Consider the following 17,618-nt stretch of genomic DNA (forward strand, 5'->3'; position numbering starts at 1 on the left):
GCCAAAACCAAAATATTTACTTAGATTCAGAGCGTAAATTTTCTTTATTTAATACCTCTACCAAACTCATCTGATGTGGTGCCTCTGAATGATTTTTCACATAAATATGCATAATTTTAACCGTTACAACAACAGCTAAACACGCAAGCACACATAAAATCCAAATACTATAAGGACTTCGAATATGCTGTGAACCACAGTGTAAACATTCTCTATCATTTGCAGTAACAGCCTTGTTACAACAAGCGCATTGGTATTGATATAGCATAGGTATCCTCCTACTATACGATTACATTTATTGTTTTTCTAAAACATGAACATCTTAATATTTAAAAATGTCACTATGATTAAAGTAACCAAATTAAAATAATTTGTACAATATTTTTTGTGTATAAATCAGCAAAAAGTCAAGTTTTTTAAAGTTTTTCTTAAATTTCAGACAATTAAATTCATCTAAAAATTTATGATATTTTTAGCAAAATGACATTTAAGCCAATCAATCTTTTACTCTAAGAGTAAGATTGATTAAAATATTCATTTATAAGTTGAGGAAGACATGATGACAACATTGATCAAAAAAGGTGGTTTACGTGAAAGAGCAAATCGTAGTCGTAAATATCAAGGCTCAGAAAATACAGAAACTCGACTTATTCCAAATAGTTACTCGGGATTAAAAAAAACGAGCCAAGTTTCTGACTTTAGCAATGAAAATAAACGTGAACATCACGTTAAAGAAGTTGAATTGCATCCAACCATAACCACAACGCAAAAATAAGAAATAGTGCACCTGAGACAATGTCAATATAACTGCCTGATTTTTGATAAATGGATTTTACTTTAGGCATTGACATGATAAGCATAAATAAACTGAAAACTAAAAAAGTTTGTATCGGAATAATCACTGCTAATTGTGATTTTAAATGACTATTTGCCGAAGAACTTAAAGCCAAAGAAAATACACTACTAAAATAAATCAAGGTTTTAGGATTAGATAAATTTGTCAACAATCCCATAATAAAATAGTTTTTAGGTTGTTCCGACATGACACCTTGTAACGAAGTTTCTTGTTTTAAATGTAAGATTCCACCCTTCAACATGGCATAACCCATTTTTGCTAAGAAAAACCCACCAATGAACATTAAAACTTGTTGAATCCAAGGCCATTGTTCGATTAATACGGTAAAACCCAATAAAGTTAATACCACCCAAACAATAATTCCAACTGAAATACCCAGAACAATTTTTAAAGTATTTTGTCGTGTAGTCGAAGCTGAACTTTTAGCAACCAATAAAACATCTGGTCCAGGACTGAGTTGTGCAATAAAATGTAAAGAACAAATCGTCAATAGTAATGACATATTACTCTGCATTAAATACTTGAAAGATGTCATATTATACGCTGTGTTTTCGCTATTTTAATGTGCATTAAAGCTCACATATAAAAAAAAGCTAGATCATCATCTAGCTTTTTTTGACATTTTTAAATTTTAGTTTTTTTATTTTTTTACATCTTTGAAATCAATTTGCTTACGCTCAGGTTCAATTTCACGAGCTTCACCATCAATAATTGAAGAGTCGTGATATTGTCCACCCTGTTGTTGATTTTGCATTTGACGCATTAAATCTGCGAAAGGATTCTGTGCTGAGTCTGCACCCATATCGCCCATCATTCCACCCATCATTTTTTCCATCATGGCTTGTTGACGCTTCATCATGGTTTTCATCATCATGTTTTTAAAAGCTTTTTGCACAGGTGGAATCAGAATTAAGATAGCAAGCACATCTGTAATCAGACCAGGAATAATTAATAAAATTCCTGCTAAAATTTTAGGTAAATTGTTCGTTAATTGTGGGTCAGCACTCATCTGCCCCATTTGCATTTGCTGCATCTGCGGCATTAAACCTGCTGCATTGGCACGGACTAAGTTCAAACCAATGAAAAAGGCAGCAATAAACCAGAAGAATACATACCACATGCTTCCGACTAGATCACCGACACCAATCCATACAAATATTTCGAGGATTAAACCAACCAATACCACAAGTGCTAATTTCATGAAAATTAATCTATTCTCAACATAAATAAAAAGAGTGTATATCAGCTTCTTTATACACTTAAATGTCTATATGGGCATTTAAATATTTTTAAAGTGCATTTCATCAAAATTTTCTTGTTTTATTTTAGATAGAAACTTATGACAACAGGAAAATCAACACTATACGCTGATATTCAATATGCTACATGATTGCCAAAAATAACAATTTTCTCTTATTTTTAATCTTTTTTATAGGTAATACTTTGAATTGTTCTATTCATGCAACATATCGTTTTATCCATAATGCTGTATTAAAATGAAAATGACGTAGACTTAGCCCCCTATTCAAATGTGAGATAAAAAAGATGAACTTTAAAGCATTAACACTTGGTTTAGCAGTTGCTTCAATTGCAACATTCACTGTAGCAAAACCTGTTGCCTATCAGATTGATCCAACACATACAGCAACTGTATTTACATGGAATCACTTTGGTTTCTCTACACCATCAGCAAATTTTAGCGATATCCAAGGTACAATTAACGTTGACAATGCGAAACCAGCAAACTCTTCTGTTGATGTGACTATTCCTCTTGAAAGCCTAAACACAAACGTAAAAGCTTTGGATGAGCATTTGAAAAAAGCTGACTTTTTTGATGCTGAAAAATATCCAAACATCACATTCAAAAGTACTAAAGTACAGTCTTTAGGTAAAAACAAGTACAAAATCACAGGTAATTTGACTGTCAAAGATGTGACGAAACCTGTTGTTTTAGATGCTGTTTTAAATAAACAAGGTGAACACCCAATGACTAAAGCGCAGTCTATTGGCTTTAATGCAACGACTTCTTTTGATCGTTCTGCATTTGGTGTAGGTGGCTTTGTTCCGAATGTTGGCGATAAAATCACTGTAAATATTACAACTGAAGCTTCGGTTGCTGCTGCAAAATAATTTAAAGTGATTTAAAGAGAGCTTGCACACAACTTGGGTGCAAGCTCTTTTTATATTTAATCTGCAGAAATATCTTCAAAGAGTACAGAAGATAAATAACGTTCACCTGCATCAGGTAAAATGACAACAATCGTTTTTCCTGCATTTTCAGGACGTTCAGCCAATTTTGCTGCTGCTGCCAATGCCGCACCACTTGAGATTCCCACAAAAATGCCTTCTTGTGTTGCTGACTGACGCGCAAAATCAATGGCTTCTTGATTTTCAATGGCAATAACTTCATCGACTAAGTCTAAGTCTAAGTTTTTAGGAATAAAGTTTGCACCAATCCCCTGAATTTTATGTGGTCCAGGTGTAAGCGCTTCTCCACGTTTTGCTTGACCGATAATAGGCGAGTCCGCTGGTTCAACAGCAACAGAGTAAATCGGTTGATTTTTCACTTGCTCAAAATAACGTGAAATACCTGTAATGGTTCCACCAGTCCCCACACCTGCCACTAAAATATCAACTTTACCGCCCGTTGCTGCAAAAATTTCAGGTCCTGTCGTTTTTTCATGAATTTCAGGATTTGCAGAATTTTCAAATTGTTGTGGCAAATAATATTGTTCAGGATGTTCTGTCACTAAACGTACAGCTTCATCAATTGCACCTTTCATGCCTTTTGCAGGTTCAGTGAGAACTAAATTTGCACCTAATGCTTTCAGTACTTTACGGCGCTCGATACTCATACTTGCAGGCATCGTTAAGGTAATGTCATAACCTTTTGCGGCTGCAACAAAGGCTAATGCAATTCCTGTATTACCACTGGTTGGCTCTACAATATGCATACCTGCTTTGAGTAAACCTTTTTTTTCTGCATCTGCAATAAGTGCTGCACCAATTCGATCTTTGACTGAAAATGCAGGATTACGGCTTTCTACTTTTGCCAAAACAGTCGCAGCACCTGAAATCAAACGATTGATACGAACCAAAGGCGTATTTCCTACCGCATCTGCATTATTACTATAAACGGCAATGCCTAAATTTTCTGTTTTTGGAAAGTTAGCATCAGTTGTCATAAAATTTCCTTAATTTTAAAATGATTGCATATTTAGCTATCATATCGTCTTTTATTGTCACGTTGACATTCAACACAGAGATTTATTGATAAAAAATGTGTAAGGTTAAAGTGAAGCAGACGAATCATGCGATTTGACCAGAAAAGTGTTTTTTCAATTGAAGATATTTTTGTGGTCTTAAAAATGCGTAATTTAGCTACATTCCGTTAAATTTTAGTTGAGTTTGTTGTAGGAATATCCAAATAGTCTTATACATTTTTCATAAATTTAGCCCATAATAGACCACATTAAAAATAGTATTGAGATACACATGGCAAACAATGCTTATCAAAAATTTTATCGTCAATTTACCAAGAAAGTTTTAGATAAAATTGTCAGCCCACAAGTTCTTGGTGATACTCAAGCACTTGAAAATACAATAAAAGAACAAAATGCGAAACAACTTCCAATTTGCTATGTCATTCAAGACAATTCTACTTCAAATAAAGTTCTGATTGATAATGAAACAGAGAAACGCGGCTTACATTCGGCTTTTTCTACACTAAAGCTCAAAGAACACCAAGAAGATGATTCTTTTTTAGTATTAGAAGCCTCTAAAACCAATGCATCTGCTTATTATCCTGATAAATTAATACGTTTAGTCGAATATTTATTAAAGCACCCAGAGGAAGATATTTTATTTGTTCCTGTCACTATTTTATGGGGACGTGCGCCCGAAAATGAAGACAGTTGGTACAAAGCTTTAATGGCAGATGCTTGGACTAAACCGACAGGGATTAAACAAGCGTTAAATATCACCTTATATGGTCGTGAAAATTATATTGAGTTTCATCAGGCGATTTCACTACGCGCATTAATCAATAGTGCTTTGGAAGTCGCACCGAACTTTGCACCAGCACACTATGTCGTTAAACAACTTAACCAGTCTTTTAATCAATATAAAGAAGCCATTTTAGGTCCTGATATTTCTGACCGTCGTAATGTGATTAATACTTTACTGATTTCAGATGTGATTAAAGAAGCTGTTTTAACTGAAAGTATTCATAAAAAAATAAGTGTGCAACACGCTGAAGATTTAGCGAAAAAGTATTTAGATGAGATTGTTTCTGACTTTTCTTATTCTACTTTGCGTTTTGCTGAAATTGCGCTCACAAAACTCTGGACTCAGCTTTACGATGGTATTCAAGTACATAATTTTGAAGTCGTTCGTGAGCTGGCTAAAGATTATGAAATTGTTTATACACCATGCCACCGTAGCCATATTGACTATTTACTCTTGTCCTATGTGATCTATAAACGTGGCTTGATGGTACCGCATATTGCCGCAGGAATTAATCTCAATATGCCTGTTGTAGGTCAGCTCATGCGTGGTGCTGGTGCTTATTTTATTCGTCGTAGCTTTAGTGGAAATGCACTTTATACGGCTGTTTTTAAAGAATATGTGCATAGCCTACTCAGCCGCAATACTCCCTTAGAATATTTCGTTGAAGGTGGACGCTCTCGTACAGGTTTGTTACTTCCTGCTAAAAAAGGTATGTTGGCAATGACCATTCAGAGTCATTTGCGCGGCAACAGCAAACCAATCGCCTTTATTCCAACCTATTTTGGTTATGAAAAACTGATCGAAGGTTCTTCTTATATTAAAGAACTCGGTGGTCAGAAAAAACAAGCTGAATCTTTATTTGGTTTACTCAAATCTATTCAAAAAATTGAAAAAGTCTTTGGAATGGTACATGTTAATTTTGGTGAGCCTGTTTTTCTCAAAGAAATTTTAGAGAAAAATCATGTGCCTGAGCATGTCAGCTCTGAAGAAGAACTTCCTGATCCTGTCAAATTAACAGTGAATGAAGTTGCCAATGATATTTTAAAAAATATTAATAAAGCCGCAGTCATTAACCCTGTAAACTTAATTGCGACTATTTTGTTAAATGCACCCACACATGCTTTGGCTGAACGTGATGTTTTATTACGACTAGAACAGTTTAGAAATTTACTTAAATATCATGTATATGATGAAAGAATACAAATTACAGCACTTTCAAACCATGAAATTATTCAGTATGCAATTAAACTTAAACAAGTTGAATTTGTTGAACATGATAATGAACGTTGGCTTAAAGTATGTAACCAACAAGAGGCTTTGCTTAAATATTTTAGCAATAATATTCTGCATACCTTGATCTTACCTGCACTGATTGCTCATATTTTAACGGCACAAAGTGAGCCACAAATTGAAAAAATCAGTAAAGACGAATTGTTCAATGCTGCTTTACAACAATATCCAGAACTACAGAAAATGTACTTCTTAAAATGGCAAGCCGATAAAATCAGTGTAGAAATCAAGCATATTTTAGATTATTTTGTGACTGAAAAATTGATTCAAATTGATAATCAAACGATTTTAATTGATCAAGCGGATGATACTTTGCGCTTATTAAAAGCTTTTGCTCATTTGTACACGATGAACTCAACGCATTAATTTTAAGCGATTTTAAACTAATACCAATCAATAAAAGTTTTATAATGTATTTTTGGAATGATTTTCTCTGCTTCTAATTATAAATTAAGACGCGGAAACGTCATCCACAGTTGTTTGAGGCAGGACTCCTTCGTATAAATAAAGTTTCTGCGAAACATTAGATTTTTTGACGCTAGTGAACGAGTTCTGTGGATGACAATGGTTTTGCCTACTTTTGCCAAAACAAAAGTAGGTCGAGCCGAAGGCTATTCCCTAAATACAAACTTTAGATGTAAGACTCCGTCAAAAACGAACCTCTTATATTATGTTAATTTTCAAGAATGGTATAAACCATTAGAAACCGAAGTTGCTGCTTCGGTTTTTTATTTCACTGCAAACGTACCAAAATAATTTAAAACTTGCGCAAAATTTTCCACAGATTTAAAGCCTACCTGCTTTAATAACTGATGCAATGCTTGATTCGAAATTAAGCAAAAATCATCTTGTAAACGCTCAATCATGGCTTGACTTTGTTTTTCTGAAAGCCCTGTCAATTCAGCTAAATGCTGTAAAGTTTTCAATTGTTGTACATTTTCAATTTGCATCAAGTCATAACTCAAACACACAGCCTGATCTTTTAAAGCATTATAAATATCTTGAAAATAAACCATTTTTTCAGTTTCAGGAATAAAATGTGAAACCAAAATAGACAATGCAGCATCAAATTTTTGTGCTGTATGACTCAGCCCAGAGGTATCGCTATGCAAAAACTGTACATGTGTCGCTAAATTTTCAGACTCAAGCCGTGCTTTGGCTTTTTCAAGCATATTTTGAGCAGGATCAATTGCAGTAAATCTCCAATGTGGAAATTGAGCTGCCAAATAACACAGTTCATGCCCTGTACCACAGCCCACCACTAGAACTTCAGCTCGCTCAGGTAAGCGCGCTTTGAGTAAAGCATGAACTTGTAAATGGATCAGCTCATAACCGGGGATGAGTTTTCGAATATGCTCATCATAACTTTCTACAACTTGAGGATGATTAAAATTTTTTGCCATGATTTGTTGCTATGGTTTTATGACTATTTTATTGAGAATAAATGAAACGCACTAAGCCAAAACAATGTCACTTGAAATAGAACTTAGTGCGACTTTGGAGCACTTAACGTTTAAGCAATTTCTTTTAAATTTAACTCGCTGCGCATAAATTCTTGAAGTTTAAATTTTTGCGCTTTTCCAGAAGCAGTCATCGGAAACTCAGTAAAGAATCGCACATATTTCGGCACTTTATTATGTGAAATATGCTCCTTACAATACTGACGAATGCATTCTTCTGTCACTTGATGATGCTCATGTAAAATAATACATGCACATAGTTCCTCACCATAACGTGGGTCAGGTAGACCAATCACTTGCACATCAGACACATCAGGATGAGTATATAAGAAGTCTTCGATTTCTTTCGGGAATAAGTTTTCTCCACCACGAATCACAACATCTTTGATACGTCCCTTAATTTTGACAAAACCGTTTTCATCCATTTCAGCAATATCGCCTGTGTGCATCCATTTTGCCACATCAATCACTTCTTTGGTTTTTTCCTCATCTTCCCAATACCCCAACATCACAGAATAGCCACGCACACAAAGCTCACCAAGTTTGCCACGTGGTACGACTTTGCCCTGTTCATCAATAATTTTAACTTCAAGGTGTGGTTTGACTCGCCCAACGGTACCCACACGACATTCAATTGGGTCTGTGGTTGAAGTCTGCATACTGACAGGTGCAGTTTCAGTCATACCATAACAAATGGTAATTTCACTCATATGCATACGATCAATCACACGTTGCATGATCTCACGTGGACATGGACTACCTGCCATAATGCCTGTACGTAAACTACTTAAATCAAACTGATCAAATGTTTCTTCTTCGAGCATGGCAATAAACATAGTCGGTACACCATAAGCTGCTGTACATTTTTCTTGTTCAATGGCTTTTAAACTCGCCAATGGATTAAACACAGCAGATGGATAAACCATCGTTGAACCATGCGTGATACATGCGAGATTTCCCATCACCATACCAAAGCAATGAAACAATGGCACAGAAATACAGACTCGATCTTGCGGTGTTAAATGAATCCCTTCACCAACAAAATAACCATTATTTAAAATATTATTGTGAGTCAGCATCGTCCCTTTCGGATTACCTGTTGTACCCGAAGTGAATTGAATATTAATGGTTTCATCAAACTGTAAATCTTGGGCAATGGTTTGTAATTGTGCTTGTTCTTTTTTGCTAGGCGGACTCAACAAGTCTGAAAAACGATGAATGCCTTCATGTTGTTGCTCATCAATTTTAATCACATATTTTAAATGTGGCACTTTTTCAGCATTTAAAACTTTATCATGCGCAGTCTGAATTTCAGGGGCAATTTGGGTCAATACTTGCTGATAATCAGAACTTTTAAAAACTGAAGCAATGATTAATCCCTTACAAGACACTTTATTCAGTACATATTCCAACTCATTTTTTTTATAAGCAGGATTGAGATTGACCAAAACAATGCCTGCTTTAAAAGCAGCAAACTGCGCAATCGTCCATTCCACACAGTTTGGAGACCAAATCGCAAGGCGATCACCTTTTGTAAGCCCTAAACGCAATAAACTACAGGCAAAGGCATTGACCTGATCTTGCAGCTCTTGATAACTGAGCCTGATATTTTGATGAAGACTGACCACCGCATCCTGATCAGCATACATCTGACAAGCTTCATCAAATTTATCACCAATCGTCATCCCAATTAAAGGTTCTTGACTTGTTCCATATGCGTAACTTAACCGTACTTGCGACATTGAATCATACTCCTTGATTCTTTGTGATTTTGCTTTTCTAATCTCTAATCTAATTGTTTTCCATGATCACTTGTCGAAACAGATTTTATGTGTATTCAAACCGTTAAATAAATATTAATCCTCCTTGCTTTGTACAGCATTTACACAAAAATCGGCAATCTGTTTCACAAAATAATCTTTATAGGACTCATCAAACATCACATTTCTTGAAGGATTTAACGGTTCAATCACCACAAATGTCATTGCACCCACCACACAAAGTGCAGCTGTGTTTAAATCTTCAAAACCGAATTCACCTGTGGTTTTTCCTTGAGCCAAAATTTCCTTCATGCTTTGTTTGATCAATTGTTTACTACGAAAACGACCATGCTCTAACTCTGGGTCAACGGGTTCAAACATCAATGAATATGCCAATTGTGGGCTATTCATTGCACGTTTGACAAAAGTCGTGACTGCTTTATGTAACTTTTGCGTCGCAGTAAGCTCACCTGCCGCAATATGATTCAAAATATCAACTTCGACATGGATCGCGTCATCTAACACCTCAATCAGCACTTGGCTTTTGTTGGTGAAATAACGATAGACCAAGCCGCTTGATACCCCTGCTCGGTCAGCAATCGCTTGTATCTGTGCATCTTTAAATCCACCTTCAGCAATTAACTCACGTGCAGACTGCAAAATCGTTTTGCGATTTTGTTCCATTCGCTCTTGCATTAAAGATGATCGTTTATAGCTCATATTTTGTATTCTCAATCAATTAAAGTGAATTGTAAATCAATTTTTGAATTTATATTCACTTTTTCAAAAAAAACATGTATTGTAAATTTAGCAACAAGAAAAAGTGTTTTTTGGAACAACAACTAAAACCGTTAGGATGACAGGACGATGAACCTACAAAGTATTGATTTTGGACTTGATGAAACATTAATTGCGCTCCGTGATTCAGTGGCTGCGTTTTGTGCAAAGGAAATCGCGCCCATTGCCAAACAAGTCGATCAAGATAATTTATTCCCCCACCACCTTTGGAAAAAGTTTGGTGATATGGGCTTAATGGGTTTAACAGTGAGTGAAGAATACGGTGGTACTAACCTCGGTTATTTAGCTCATATCATTGTCATGCAAGAAATTTCTCGTGCTTCAGCCGCTATCGGTTTGTCTTATGGTGCGCATTCTAACCTATGTGTCAACCAAATTAACCGTAATGGCAACGCAGATCAAAAGCAACGTTATTTACCAAAATTGATTTCAGGTGAATATGTAGGCGCACTCGCAATGTCTGAACCGAATGCAGGTTCTGATGTGGTCAGTATGAAACTCAAAGCCGAAGATGCTGGGGATCATTTTATCTTAAATGGTTCAAAAATGTGGATCACTAACGGTGGCGATGCTGATGTTTTAGTGGTGTATGCCAAAACTGATCTTGCCGCAGGTGCAAAAGGCATGACTGCATTCCTTGTTGAAAAAAATATGGAAGGCTTTAGTCATGGCTCACACCTCGACAAACTTGGTATGCGTGGCTCAAACACGTACCCGCTATTCTTTGATAATGTCAAAGTACCGAAAGAAAATGTCTTAGGTGGTGTCGGTAATGGCACGAAAGTCCTGATGAGTGGCTTGGACTACGAACGCGCTGTTCTCAGTGGTGGACCTCTTGGCATTATGGATGCTTGTTTAGATGTGGTGATTCCTTACATTCATGACCGTAAACAATTTGGACAAGCTTTAGGTGAATTCCAACTCATGCAAGGCAAAATTGCCGATATGTATTCAACATGGTTAGCATCTAAAGCCTTAGTTTATGCCGTTGGTGCTGCATGTGACAAAGCGGATCATGATCGTGGCTTACGTAAAGATGCAGCCAGTGCAATTTTATATTCTGCTGAAAAAGCGACATGGATGGCAGGTGAAGCGATCCAAACTTTAGGTGGCAATGGTTATATCAATGAATATGACACAGGTCGTCTATGGCGTGATGCAAAACTCTATGAAATCGGCGCGGGTACATCAGAAATCCGTCGTATGTTGATTGGTCGTGAATTATTCAATGAAACCAAATAATTAAACACTGTTTTTAATGATCTTGGCGTAATAATAAATTTCAGGATCATTTAAACACCAACACTGATGTAGCAATAATCGAATATAAAAAAGACAAGGATGTTTCAGATGAACCAAATACAAAGCAAAATTAATATTCGAAGTGAGGATTTTAAAGCCAATCAAGCGGCGATGCAGCAACTGGTCGATGATCTTAAACAAAAAGTCGCTACCATTGCTTTGGGTGGCGGTGAAAAAGCGCGTGAAAAACATATTGCACGAGGCAAACTCTTGGCACGAGATCGTATTGATCAACTGATTGATGCAGGTACAGCTTTTTTAGAAATAGGTCAAATTGCAGGTTTCAATGTCTACGCTGATGATGTCCCTGCTGCGGGAGTTGTCGCAGGCATCGGGCAAGTACAAGGCGTAAGCTGTATGATCGTGGCAAATGATGCAACGGTGAAAGGTGGAACGTATTATCCACTCACAGTGAAAAAGCATTTACGTGCGCAAGAAATCGCTGAACAAAATCATTTGCCGTGTATTTATATGGTGGACTCAGGTGGTGCTTTCTTGCCGATGCAAGATGAAGTTTTCCCTGACCGCGACCACTTTGGACGTATCTTCTACAATCAAGCACGTATGTCGAGTATGGGCATCGCTCAAATTGCCATTGTGATGGGGAGTTGTACCGCAGGTGGTGCTTATGTCCCTGCCATGTCAGATGAAACCATTATTGTGCGTAATCAAGGTACAATTTTCTTGGGTGGTCCACCACTTGTGAAAGCTGCGACTGGTGAAGTCGTGACTTCAGAAGACCTCGGTGGCGGTGATGTCCATACACGTCTTTCAGGTGTTGCCGATCATTTGGCTGAAAATGATGAACACGCAATCTTAATTGCACGAAATATTGTTAAAAATTTAAATAAAACGCCAAATCAAAATAACGTTGAAATCGAAGAACCGCTTTATGCAGCGGAAGAACTCTACGGCATCATACCAACCGATACACGTAAACCTTTTGATATTCGTGAAGTCATTGCTCGTATTGTGGATGGTTCACGTTTAGACGAATTTAAAGCACGTTTTGGTACAACTTTAATCACAGGTTTTGCTTCGATTTATGGCATGAAAGTCGGCATCATTGCCAATAACGGGATTCTATTTTCAGAGTCAGCACAAAAAGGCGCGCACTTTATTGAACTGTGTACACAGCGCAATATTCCATTGTTATTCCTACAAAATATCACTGGTTTCATGGTTGGTCGTCAGTATGAAAATGAAGGTATTGCCAAACATGGTGCAAAACTGGTCATGGCGGTTGCGACAGCAAATGTACCAAAAATCACTATGGTGATCGGGGGTTCATTTGGTGCAGGGAACTATGGTATGTGTGGTCGTGCTTACTCGCCTCGTTTCCTCTGGACTTGGCCAAACTCGCGTATTTCGGTGATGGGTGGCGAACAAGCAGCAAGCGTACTCTCTACTTTAAAACGTGATCAAATTGAATCTAAAGGTGAAAGCTGGAGTGCTGAACAAGAAGATCAATTTAAACAACCGATTCGTGATCAATATGAACATCAAGGTCATCCATATTATGCATCTGCACGTTTATGGGATGACGGCGTGGTTGACCCAGCACAATCTCGTCATGTTTTAGGTTTAAGTTTAGCGGCTGCACTCAATGCACCGATTTTACCAACCAAGTTCGGCGTGTTCCGCATGTAAGGGGTGCAAAATGGATTTTCAATATTTACAACTCGAACAACAGCAGCAAGTCGCAACAGTTTGGATCAATCGTGCTGAATTGCATAATGCTTTTAATACCCAAGTCATTGAAGAATTAAACCAATGTTTTCAGCATTTAAATACACGTGATGACATTCGTGTAGTGGTTTTAGCAGGTCGTGGCAAAAGCTTTTCTGCGGGTGCTGATCTGAATTGGATGAAGCAAGCAGGTGAAGCTTCTCAGGCAGAAAATGAAGCTGATGCTTTAAAATTGGCAAAAATGCTACAAAGTTTAGCGACGTTAAAACAGCCAACCATTGCGCGTGTGCATGGTGTCGCGTTTGGTGGTGGCATGGGCTTAGCTTCTGCTTGTGATATGTGTATCGCCAGTACTGATGCAAAATTTGCAACCTCAGAAGTACGCTTGGGTCTAGCACCCTCTACCATTAGCCCTTATGTGATCCGTGCCATTGGCGCACGTCAGGCATCACGCTATTTCCTCACCGCTGAACGTATTTCTGCGGAGCAAGGCAAAGCGATTGGTTTAGTGCATGAAGTGACCACACCTGAAACTTTAGATGAAAAAATAAATGAAATTGTAGGCACGTTATTGTTGGGTGGACCACAAGCACAAGCCGCTTCAAAGCAACTGATTCAAATGGTCAGCCAAGAAAGTTTAACCGAAGATTTACTCGTTCAAACCGCTCAGCATATCGCACATGTACGTCAGGGTGCTGAAGCGAAAAATGGATTACAGGCGTTTTTAAATAAACAAAGCCCTGAATGGATTACAAACAGTACAGAATAAGGACAACACCATGTTTGAAAAAATTTTAATTGCCAATCGTGGCGAAATTGCTTGCCGTGTCATTCGTACTGCAAAAAAATTAGGCATTGCAACGGTAGCGGTCTATTCAGATGCAGATGCCAACTCACAGCATGTCAAACAAGCAGATGAAGCAGTTTATATTGGTGAATCCCCTGCTTCACAAAGTTATTTACAAGTCGATCGGATCATTCAAGCGGCATTAGATACAGGTGCGCAAGCGATTCATCCCGGTTATGGCTTCTTGTCAGAAAATGATCAATTTGCGCTTGCCTGTGAAAAAAATAATATTGTATTTATTGGACCTCCTGTTGCTGCAATTTTGGCAATGGGGCTTAAAGCGACTTCAAAAGCCTTGATGGAAAAAGCAGGTGTGCCTTTAACACCGGGCTATCATGGTAGCAACCAAGATGCAGCATTTTTAAAACAACAAGCCGATGGTATTGGCTACCCTGTTTTGATTAAAGCCAGTGCAGGTGGTGGTGGTAAAGGCATGCGTTTGGTTGAGCGTGAAGCTGACTTTTTAGATGCACTGTCTTCATGTAAAAATGAAGCAAAATCAAGCTTTGGTAATGATGAAGTTTTAGTGGAACGTTATGTAGTAAATCCGCGTCACGTCGAAGTGCAAGTCTTTGGCGACTCACACGGCAACTATGTGCATTTATTTGAACGTGATTGTTCTGTACAACGTCGTCACCAAAAAGTACTTGAAGAAGCCCCTGCACCAAATATTGCTGAAGAAAAATTGGAAGCGATGCGTAAAGCTGCGATAGATGCAGCAAGTGCAGTAAATTATATTGGTGCTGGAACAGTTGAATTCATTGTAGAACAAGATGGTACAGCCTATTTCATGGAAATGAATACCCGTCTTCAAGTTGAACATCCTGTTACTGAAATGATCACAGGGCAAGACTTGGTTGAGTGGCAACTGCGTGTTGCTAGTGGTGAACCATTACCCAAATTACAACATGAACTCAGCATTAACGGTCATGCTATTGAAGCACGAATCTATGCAGAAGAACCTGAAAAAGGTTACTTACCTGCGATTGGAAAAATCCGCTACCTACATTATCCTGCACAAAATGAACATGTTCGTGTTGATAGCGGCATTGTGCAAGGTGATGAAATCACGACTTATTATGACCCGATGATTTCTAAACTGATTGTATGGGGTAAAAATCGTGATGAAGCCTTAGTCCAAATGCATCATGCACTTGGGCATTTTCATGTTGAAGGTTTGGGCAATAACATTGCATTTTTAGACCGAATTATCCGTTGTGATTCATTTAAAAATGCAGACTTAGACACCAATCTGATTCAACGTGAAGATGAATTTTTGTTTAAAAATATTCGCACTGCGGATACTAATCTCATCATCACCGCAGCATTTACCGAGCTTTTAAGCCGATTTAAAGCCAATAAAACAGCAAATAATCCAGTTTGGCAAAATCAATCGATTTGGCGCTTGAACCAAGCCAACCGCTACCCTGTCAAATTTAACTTGGCGGGACATGAAATTGTGATTCATTTCCGCCCCGTCGCTGAGCAATTCATTGCGGAATATCAAGATTTACAACTACAAATCTCGGGTCAATTACTCAATGAAAATACAGTACACATCGACCTCAATGGTCTAAAGCAAAAAATTGCGTTTAGTCGTAATGAACAAGCTTTGACAGTATTTTCAAATGCACAAAATTATATTTTTGAACATATTCAACCAAAAATCAGCAATGAAGACAGCTCAAGCAATGAAAGTAATTTAAAAGCACCGATGCCGGGAGTGATTACCAAAGTCTTAGTGTCTGCGAAAGATCAAGTGAAAAAGGATGATATTTTACTGACACTTGAAGCAATGAAAATCGAATATACCATTCGTGCGCCACAAGACGGCGTGATTGCAGCAGCCTATTTCCAAGCGGGCGATCAAGTCAAAGCGGGTGATGAATTGGTTGAATTTGAATTACTCACGGAGAATGTTGCATGACTTTAGCACACGACAACTTCGTGAAAATCGTTGAAGTCGGTCCTCGTGACGGACTACAAAACGAGAAAACACCTTTGACACTCGAACAACGTAAAGCCTTAATTTTAGACTTAATGCAAACAGGACTGACTTCAATTGAAGTCGGCTCTTGTGTCTCAGCAAAATGGGTGCCGCAAATGGCAAATAGCGACCAACTCTTTGCCGAATTACCGAAAGATCCTAATATTGGCTTTAGCTTACTCACGCCTAATCTTAAAGGTTTTGAAGCTGCGCTTGCGGTTGGCTGCCAAGAAGTTGCTGTCTTTACTGCGGCTTCTGAAAGTTTTACCCGTAAAAATATCAACTGCTCAATTGATGAAAGCTTTGAAAAATTTGCTGATGTTTTAGCCGCAGCCAAAGCCAACAACGTCAAAGTTCGTGGCTATGTATCATGTATCGTTGACTGCCCTTATGAAGGTGCGATAGACCCGAAACAAGTAGCTTATGTCAGCAAACGTTTGTATGACATGGGTTGCTATGAAGTTTCCTTAGGTGAAACCATCGGCACAGCAACACCTGATCGTGTTAAAAAAGTCTGGGATGCCTGTCTTGTTGAATTAGATGCAAAAGTGCTTGCAGGACATTTCCACAACACTTATGGCATGGCAATTGCCAATATTTATCAGTCTCTTGAACAAGGCATTCGAGTTTTTGACTCCTCAATCGCAGGTTTAGGGGGTTGTCCTTATGCCAAAGGTGCGTCAGGCAATGTGTCAACTGAAGACCTATATTATTTACTGTCGAAAATGGGTTTTGAAACAGGGATCAATCTTGATGCACTCATGCAAGCAAGTCGAAATATCAGCCAAGTTTTAAATCGACAAAATCCTTCAAACTATGCCAATGCCTATTGGCAAACCCAATGTGCTTCATGATATAAACCATACATAAGTGCAAGAAAAATTAATGGAATAAGATCGTAATAACAAGGTGAAATATGCTTAGTAAAGTTTATGCAAATGCAACGGATGCATTACAAGACATTGTCCAAGATGGACAAACTTTAGCCGTTGGCGGTTTTGGTTTATGTGGTCTGCCTGAAGCTTTAATTTCAGCATTAAAGGCAACAGGTGTCAAAGACCTGACATGTATTTCCAATAACGCAGGTGTGGATGGTTTTGGTCTAGGTTTATTGTTAGAAACCAAACAAATCAAAAAAATGATTGCCTCTTATGTCGGTGAAAACAAAGAGTTTGAACGTCAGTTTTTAAATGGTGAATTAGAAGTTGAACTAACACCACAAGGAACATTGGCAGAAAAACTACGTGCAGGTGGTGCAGGTATCCCTGCTTTTTACACCCAAGCAGGTGTCGGTACTTTGGTTGCCGAAGGTAAGGAAGTGCGTAATTTTAAGGGTAAAGATCATATTTTAGAAGAATCACTCACTGCGGATATTGCCCTAATCAAAGCCTATAAAGCGGATAAAGCAGGTAATTTAATTTTCCGCAAAACCGCACGTAATTTCAATCCTGACTGTGCCACCGCAGGAAAAATCACCGTAGTTGAAGTGGAACATTTAGTTGAAGTCGGTGAGCTAGATCCAGATTATGTGCATCTGTCAGGCATCTATGTACATCGTATTGTTGTCAATGCACAGCCTGAAAAGCGTATTGAACAATTGACATTAAAATCAGAGGGATGA

Annotated in this window: 16 protein-coding genes; 9 read left to right on the forward strand and 7 right to left on the reverse strand. The window is 37.9% G+C overall.

Going from position 1 to position 17,618, the window contains the following annotated elements:
* Positions 1–16: 16 nt before the first annotated feature.
* Positions 17–268, reverse strand: coding sequence for a hypothetical protein (locus HX005_RS14270; RefSeq protein WP_286377857.1), 252 nt, complete (start codon positions 266–268; stop codon positions 17–19).
* Between the two features lie 291 nt (positions 269–559).
* Here HX005_RS14270 and HX005_RS14275 point away from each other — a divergent pair, with 291 nt between their 5' ends.
* Entirely contained in the window at positions 560–775 is a 216-nt protein-coding gene (locus HX005_RS14275; RefSeq protein WP_286377858.1) for a hypothetical protein, read from the forward strand.
* Here HX005_RS14275 and HX005_RS14280 read toward each other — a convergent pair.
* Together HX005_RS14280 and HX005_RS14285 are read right to left on the reverse strand one after the other, a co-directional pair.
* Positions 729–1,358: a LysE family transporter gene (locus HX005_RS14280; RefSeq protein WP_107009128.1), complete on the reverse strand. Its 630-nt coding sequence runs from the start codon at positions 1,356–1,358 to the stop codon at positions 729–731. The genes HX005_RS14275 and HX005_RS14280 overlap by 47 nt on opposite strands.
* A 138-nt stretch (positions 1,359–1,496) precedes the next feature.
* Positions 1,497–2,057, reverse strand: coding sequence for an FxsA family protein (locus HX005_RS14285; RefSeq protein WP_107009129.1), 561 nt, complete (start codon positions 2,055–2,057; stop codon positions 1,497–1,499).
* A gap of 344 nt (positions 2,058–2,401) precedes the next feature.
* Between HX005_RS14285 and HX005_RS14290 the strand changes: the two genes are divergently transcribed.
* Positions 2,402–2,986 (forward strand): YceI family protein, encoded by a 585-nt coding sequence (locus tag HX005_RS14290; protein WP_107009130.1) that lies wholly within the window; start codon positions 2,402–2,404, stop codon positions 2,984–2,986.
* A 56-nt stretch (positions 2,987–3,042) separates the two neighbouring features.
* Here the strand turns inward: HX005_RS14290 and cysK are convergent, their stop codons facing one another.
* Positions 3,043–4,041 (reverse strand): cysteine synthase A, encoded by a 999-nt coding sequence (cysK, locus tag HX005_RS14295; protein ID WP_286377859.1) that lies wholly within the window; start codon positions 4,039–4,041, stop codon positions 3,043–3,045.
* A gap of 310 nt (positions 4,042–4,351) precedes the next feature.
* Between cysK and plsB the strand changes: the two genes are divergently transcribed.
* Entirely contained in the window at positions 4,352–6,520 is a 2,169-nt protein-coding gene (gene plsB / locus HX005_RS14300) for a glycerol-3-phosphate 1-O-acyltransferase PlsB (protein WP_286377860.1), read from the forward strand.
* Positions 6,521–6,882: 362 nt separating this feature from the next.
* Here the strand turns inward: plsB and HX005_RS14305 are convergent, their stop codons facing one another.
* The 3 genes from HX005_RS14305 to HX005_RS14315 form a co-directional block, all read right to left on the reverse strand.
* Positions 6,883–7,557 (reverse strand): class I SAM-dependent methyltransferase, encoded by a 675-nt coding sequence (locus tag HX005_RS14305; protein WP_286377861.1) that lies wholly within the window; start codon positions 7,555–7,557, stop codon positions 6,883–6,885.
* Between the two features lie 110 nt (positions 7,558–7,667).
* Entirely contained in the window at positions 7,668–9,356 is a 1,689-nt protein-coding gene (locus tag HX005_RS14310; protein ID WP_286377862.1) for an AMP-binding protein, read from the reverse strand.
* A 114-nt stretch (positions 9,357–9,470) separates the two neighbouring features.
* Positions 9,471–10,094 (reverse strand): TetR/AcrR family transcriptional regulator, encoded by a 624-nt coding sequence (locus HX005_RS14315; RefSeq protein WP_107009136.1) that lies wholly within the window; start codon positions 10,092–10,094, stop codon positions 9,471–9,473.
* 147 nt (positions 10,095–10,241) lie between these two features.
* Here HX005_RS14315 and HX005_RS14320 point away from each other — a divergent pair, with 147 nt between their 5' ends.
* The 6 genes from HX005_RS14320 (at position 10,242) to HX005_RS14345 (ending at position 17,618) form a co-directional block, all read left to right on the forward strand.
* On the forward strand, positions 10,242–11,414 hold the full coding sequence (locus tag HX005_RS14320; RefSeq protein ID WP_107009137.1) for an isovaleryl-CoA dehydrogenase: 1,173 nt from the start codon (positions 10,242–10,244) through the stop codon (positions 11,412–11,414).
* A 108-nt stretch (positions 11,415–11,522) separates the two neighbouring features.
* Complete coding sequence (locus HX005_RS14325; protein ID WP_286377863.1) at positions 11,523–13,124, forward strand: carboxyl transferase domain-containing protein; 1,602 nt, start codon at positions 11,523–11,525, stop codon at positions 13,122–13,124.
* Between the two features lie 10 nt (positions 13,125–13,134).
* Entirely contained in the window at positions 13,135–13,932 is a 798-nt protein-coding gene (locus HX005_RS14330; protein WP_286377864.1) for an enoyl-CoA hydratase/isomerase family protein, read from the forward strand.
* Positions 13,933–13,942: 10 nt separating this feature from the next.
* Complete coding sequence (locus HX005_RS14335) at positions 13,943–15,937, forward strand: acetyl/propionyl/methylcrotonyl-CoA carboxylase subunit alpha (protein WP_286377865.1); 1,995 nt, start codon at positions 13,943–13,945, stop codon at positions 15,935–15,937.
* Positions 15,934–16,851 (forward strand): hydroxymethylglutaryl-CoA lyase, encoded by a 918-nt coding sequence (locus HX005_RS14340; protein WP_286377866.1) that lies wholly within the window; start codon positions 15,934–15,936, stop codon positions 16,849–16,851. Before HX005_RS14335 ends, HX005_RS14340 begins: the two co-directional genes overlap by 4 nt.
* A 62-nt stretch (positions 16,852–16,913) precedes the next feature.
* Positions 16,914–17,618: a CoA transferase subunit A gene (locus tag HX005_RS14345; protein WP_286377867.1), complete on the forward strand. Its 705-nt coding sequence runs from the start codon at positions 16,914–16,916 to the stop codon at positions 17,616–17,618.

Source organism: Acinetobacter sp. R933-2 (genome assembly GCF_030325485.1).
GTDB lineage: Bacteria > Pseudomonadota > Gammaproteobacteria > Pseudomonadales > Moraxellaceae > Acinetobacter > Acinetobacter sichuanensis.

Excerpts from the sequence above, each read along its gene's own strand:
- HX005_RS14270 (WP_286377857.1), bottom strand. The coding sequence starts at position 268 with ATGCTATATCAATACCAATGCGCTTGTTGTAACAAGGCTGTTACTGCA.
- HX005_RS14275 (WP_286377858.1), top strand. The coding sequence starts at position 560 with ATGACAACATTGATCAAAAAAGGTGGTTTACGTGAAAGAGCAAATCGT.
- HX005_RS14280 (WP_107009128.1), bottom strand. The coding sequence starts at position 1,358 with ATGTCATTACTATTGACGATTTGTTCTTTACATTTTATTGCACAACTC.
- HX005_RS14285 (WP_107009129.1), bottom strand. The coding sequence starts at position 2,057 with ATGAAATTAGCACTTGTGGTATTGGTTGGTTTAATCCTCGAAATATTT.
- HX005_RS14290 (WP_107009130.1), top strand. The coding sequence starts at position 2,402 with ATGAACTTTAAAGCATTAACACTTGGTTTAGCAGTTGCTTCAATTGCA.
- cysK (WP_286377859.1), bottom strand. The coding sequence starts at position 4,041 with ATGACAACTGATGCTAACTTTCCAAAAACAGAAAATTTAGGCATTGCC.
- plsB (WP_286377860.1), top strand. The coding sequence starts at position 4,352 with ATGGCAAACAATGCTTATCAAAAATTTTATCGTCAATTTACCAAGAAA.
- HX005_RS14305 (WP_286377861.1), bottom strand. The coding sequence starts at position 7,557 with ATGGCAAAAAATTTTAATCATCCTCAAGTTGTAGAAAGTTATGATGAG.
- HX005_RS14310 (WP_286377862.1), bottom strand. The coding sequence starts at position 9,356 with ATGTCGCAAGTACGGTTAAGTTACGCATATGGAACAAGTCAAGAACCT.
- HX005_RS14315 (WP_107009136.1), bottom strand. The coding sequence starts at position 10,094 with ATGAGCTATAAACGATCATCTTTAATGCAAGAGCGAATGGAACAAAAT.
- HX005_RS14320 (WP_107009137.1), top strand. The coding sequence starts at position 10,242 with ATGAACCTACAAAGTATTGATTTTGGACTTGATGAAACATTAATTGCG.
- HX005_RS14325 (WP_286377863.1), top strand. The coding sequence starts at position 11,523 with ATGAACCAAATACAAAGCAAAATTAATATTCGAAGTGAGGATTTTAAA.
- HX005_RS14330 (WP_286377864.1), top strand. The coding sequence starts at position 13,135 with ATGGATTTTCAATATTTACAACTCGAACAACAGCAGCAAGTCGCAACA.
- HX005_RS14335 (WP_286377865.1), top strand. The coding sequence starts at position 13,943 with ATGTTTGAAAAAATTTTAATTGCCAATCGTGGCGAAATTGCTTGCCGT.
- HX005_RS14340 (WP_286377866.1), top strand. The coding sequence starts at position 15,934 with ATGACTTTAGCACACGACAACTTCGTGAAAATCGTTGAAGTCGGTCCT.
- HX005_RS14345 (WP_286377867.1), top strand. The coding sequence starts at position 16,914 with ATGCTTAGTAAAGTTTATGCAAATGCAACGGATGCATTACAAGACATT.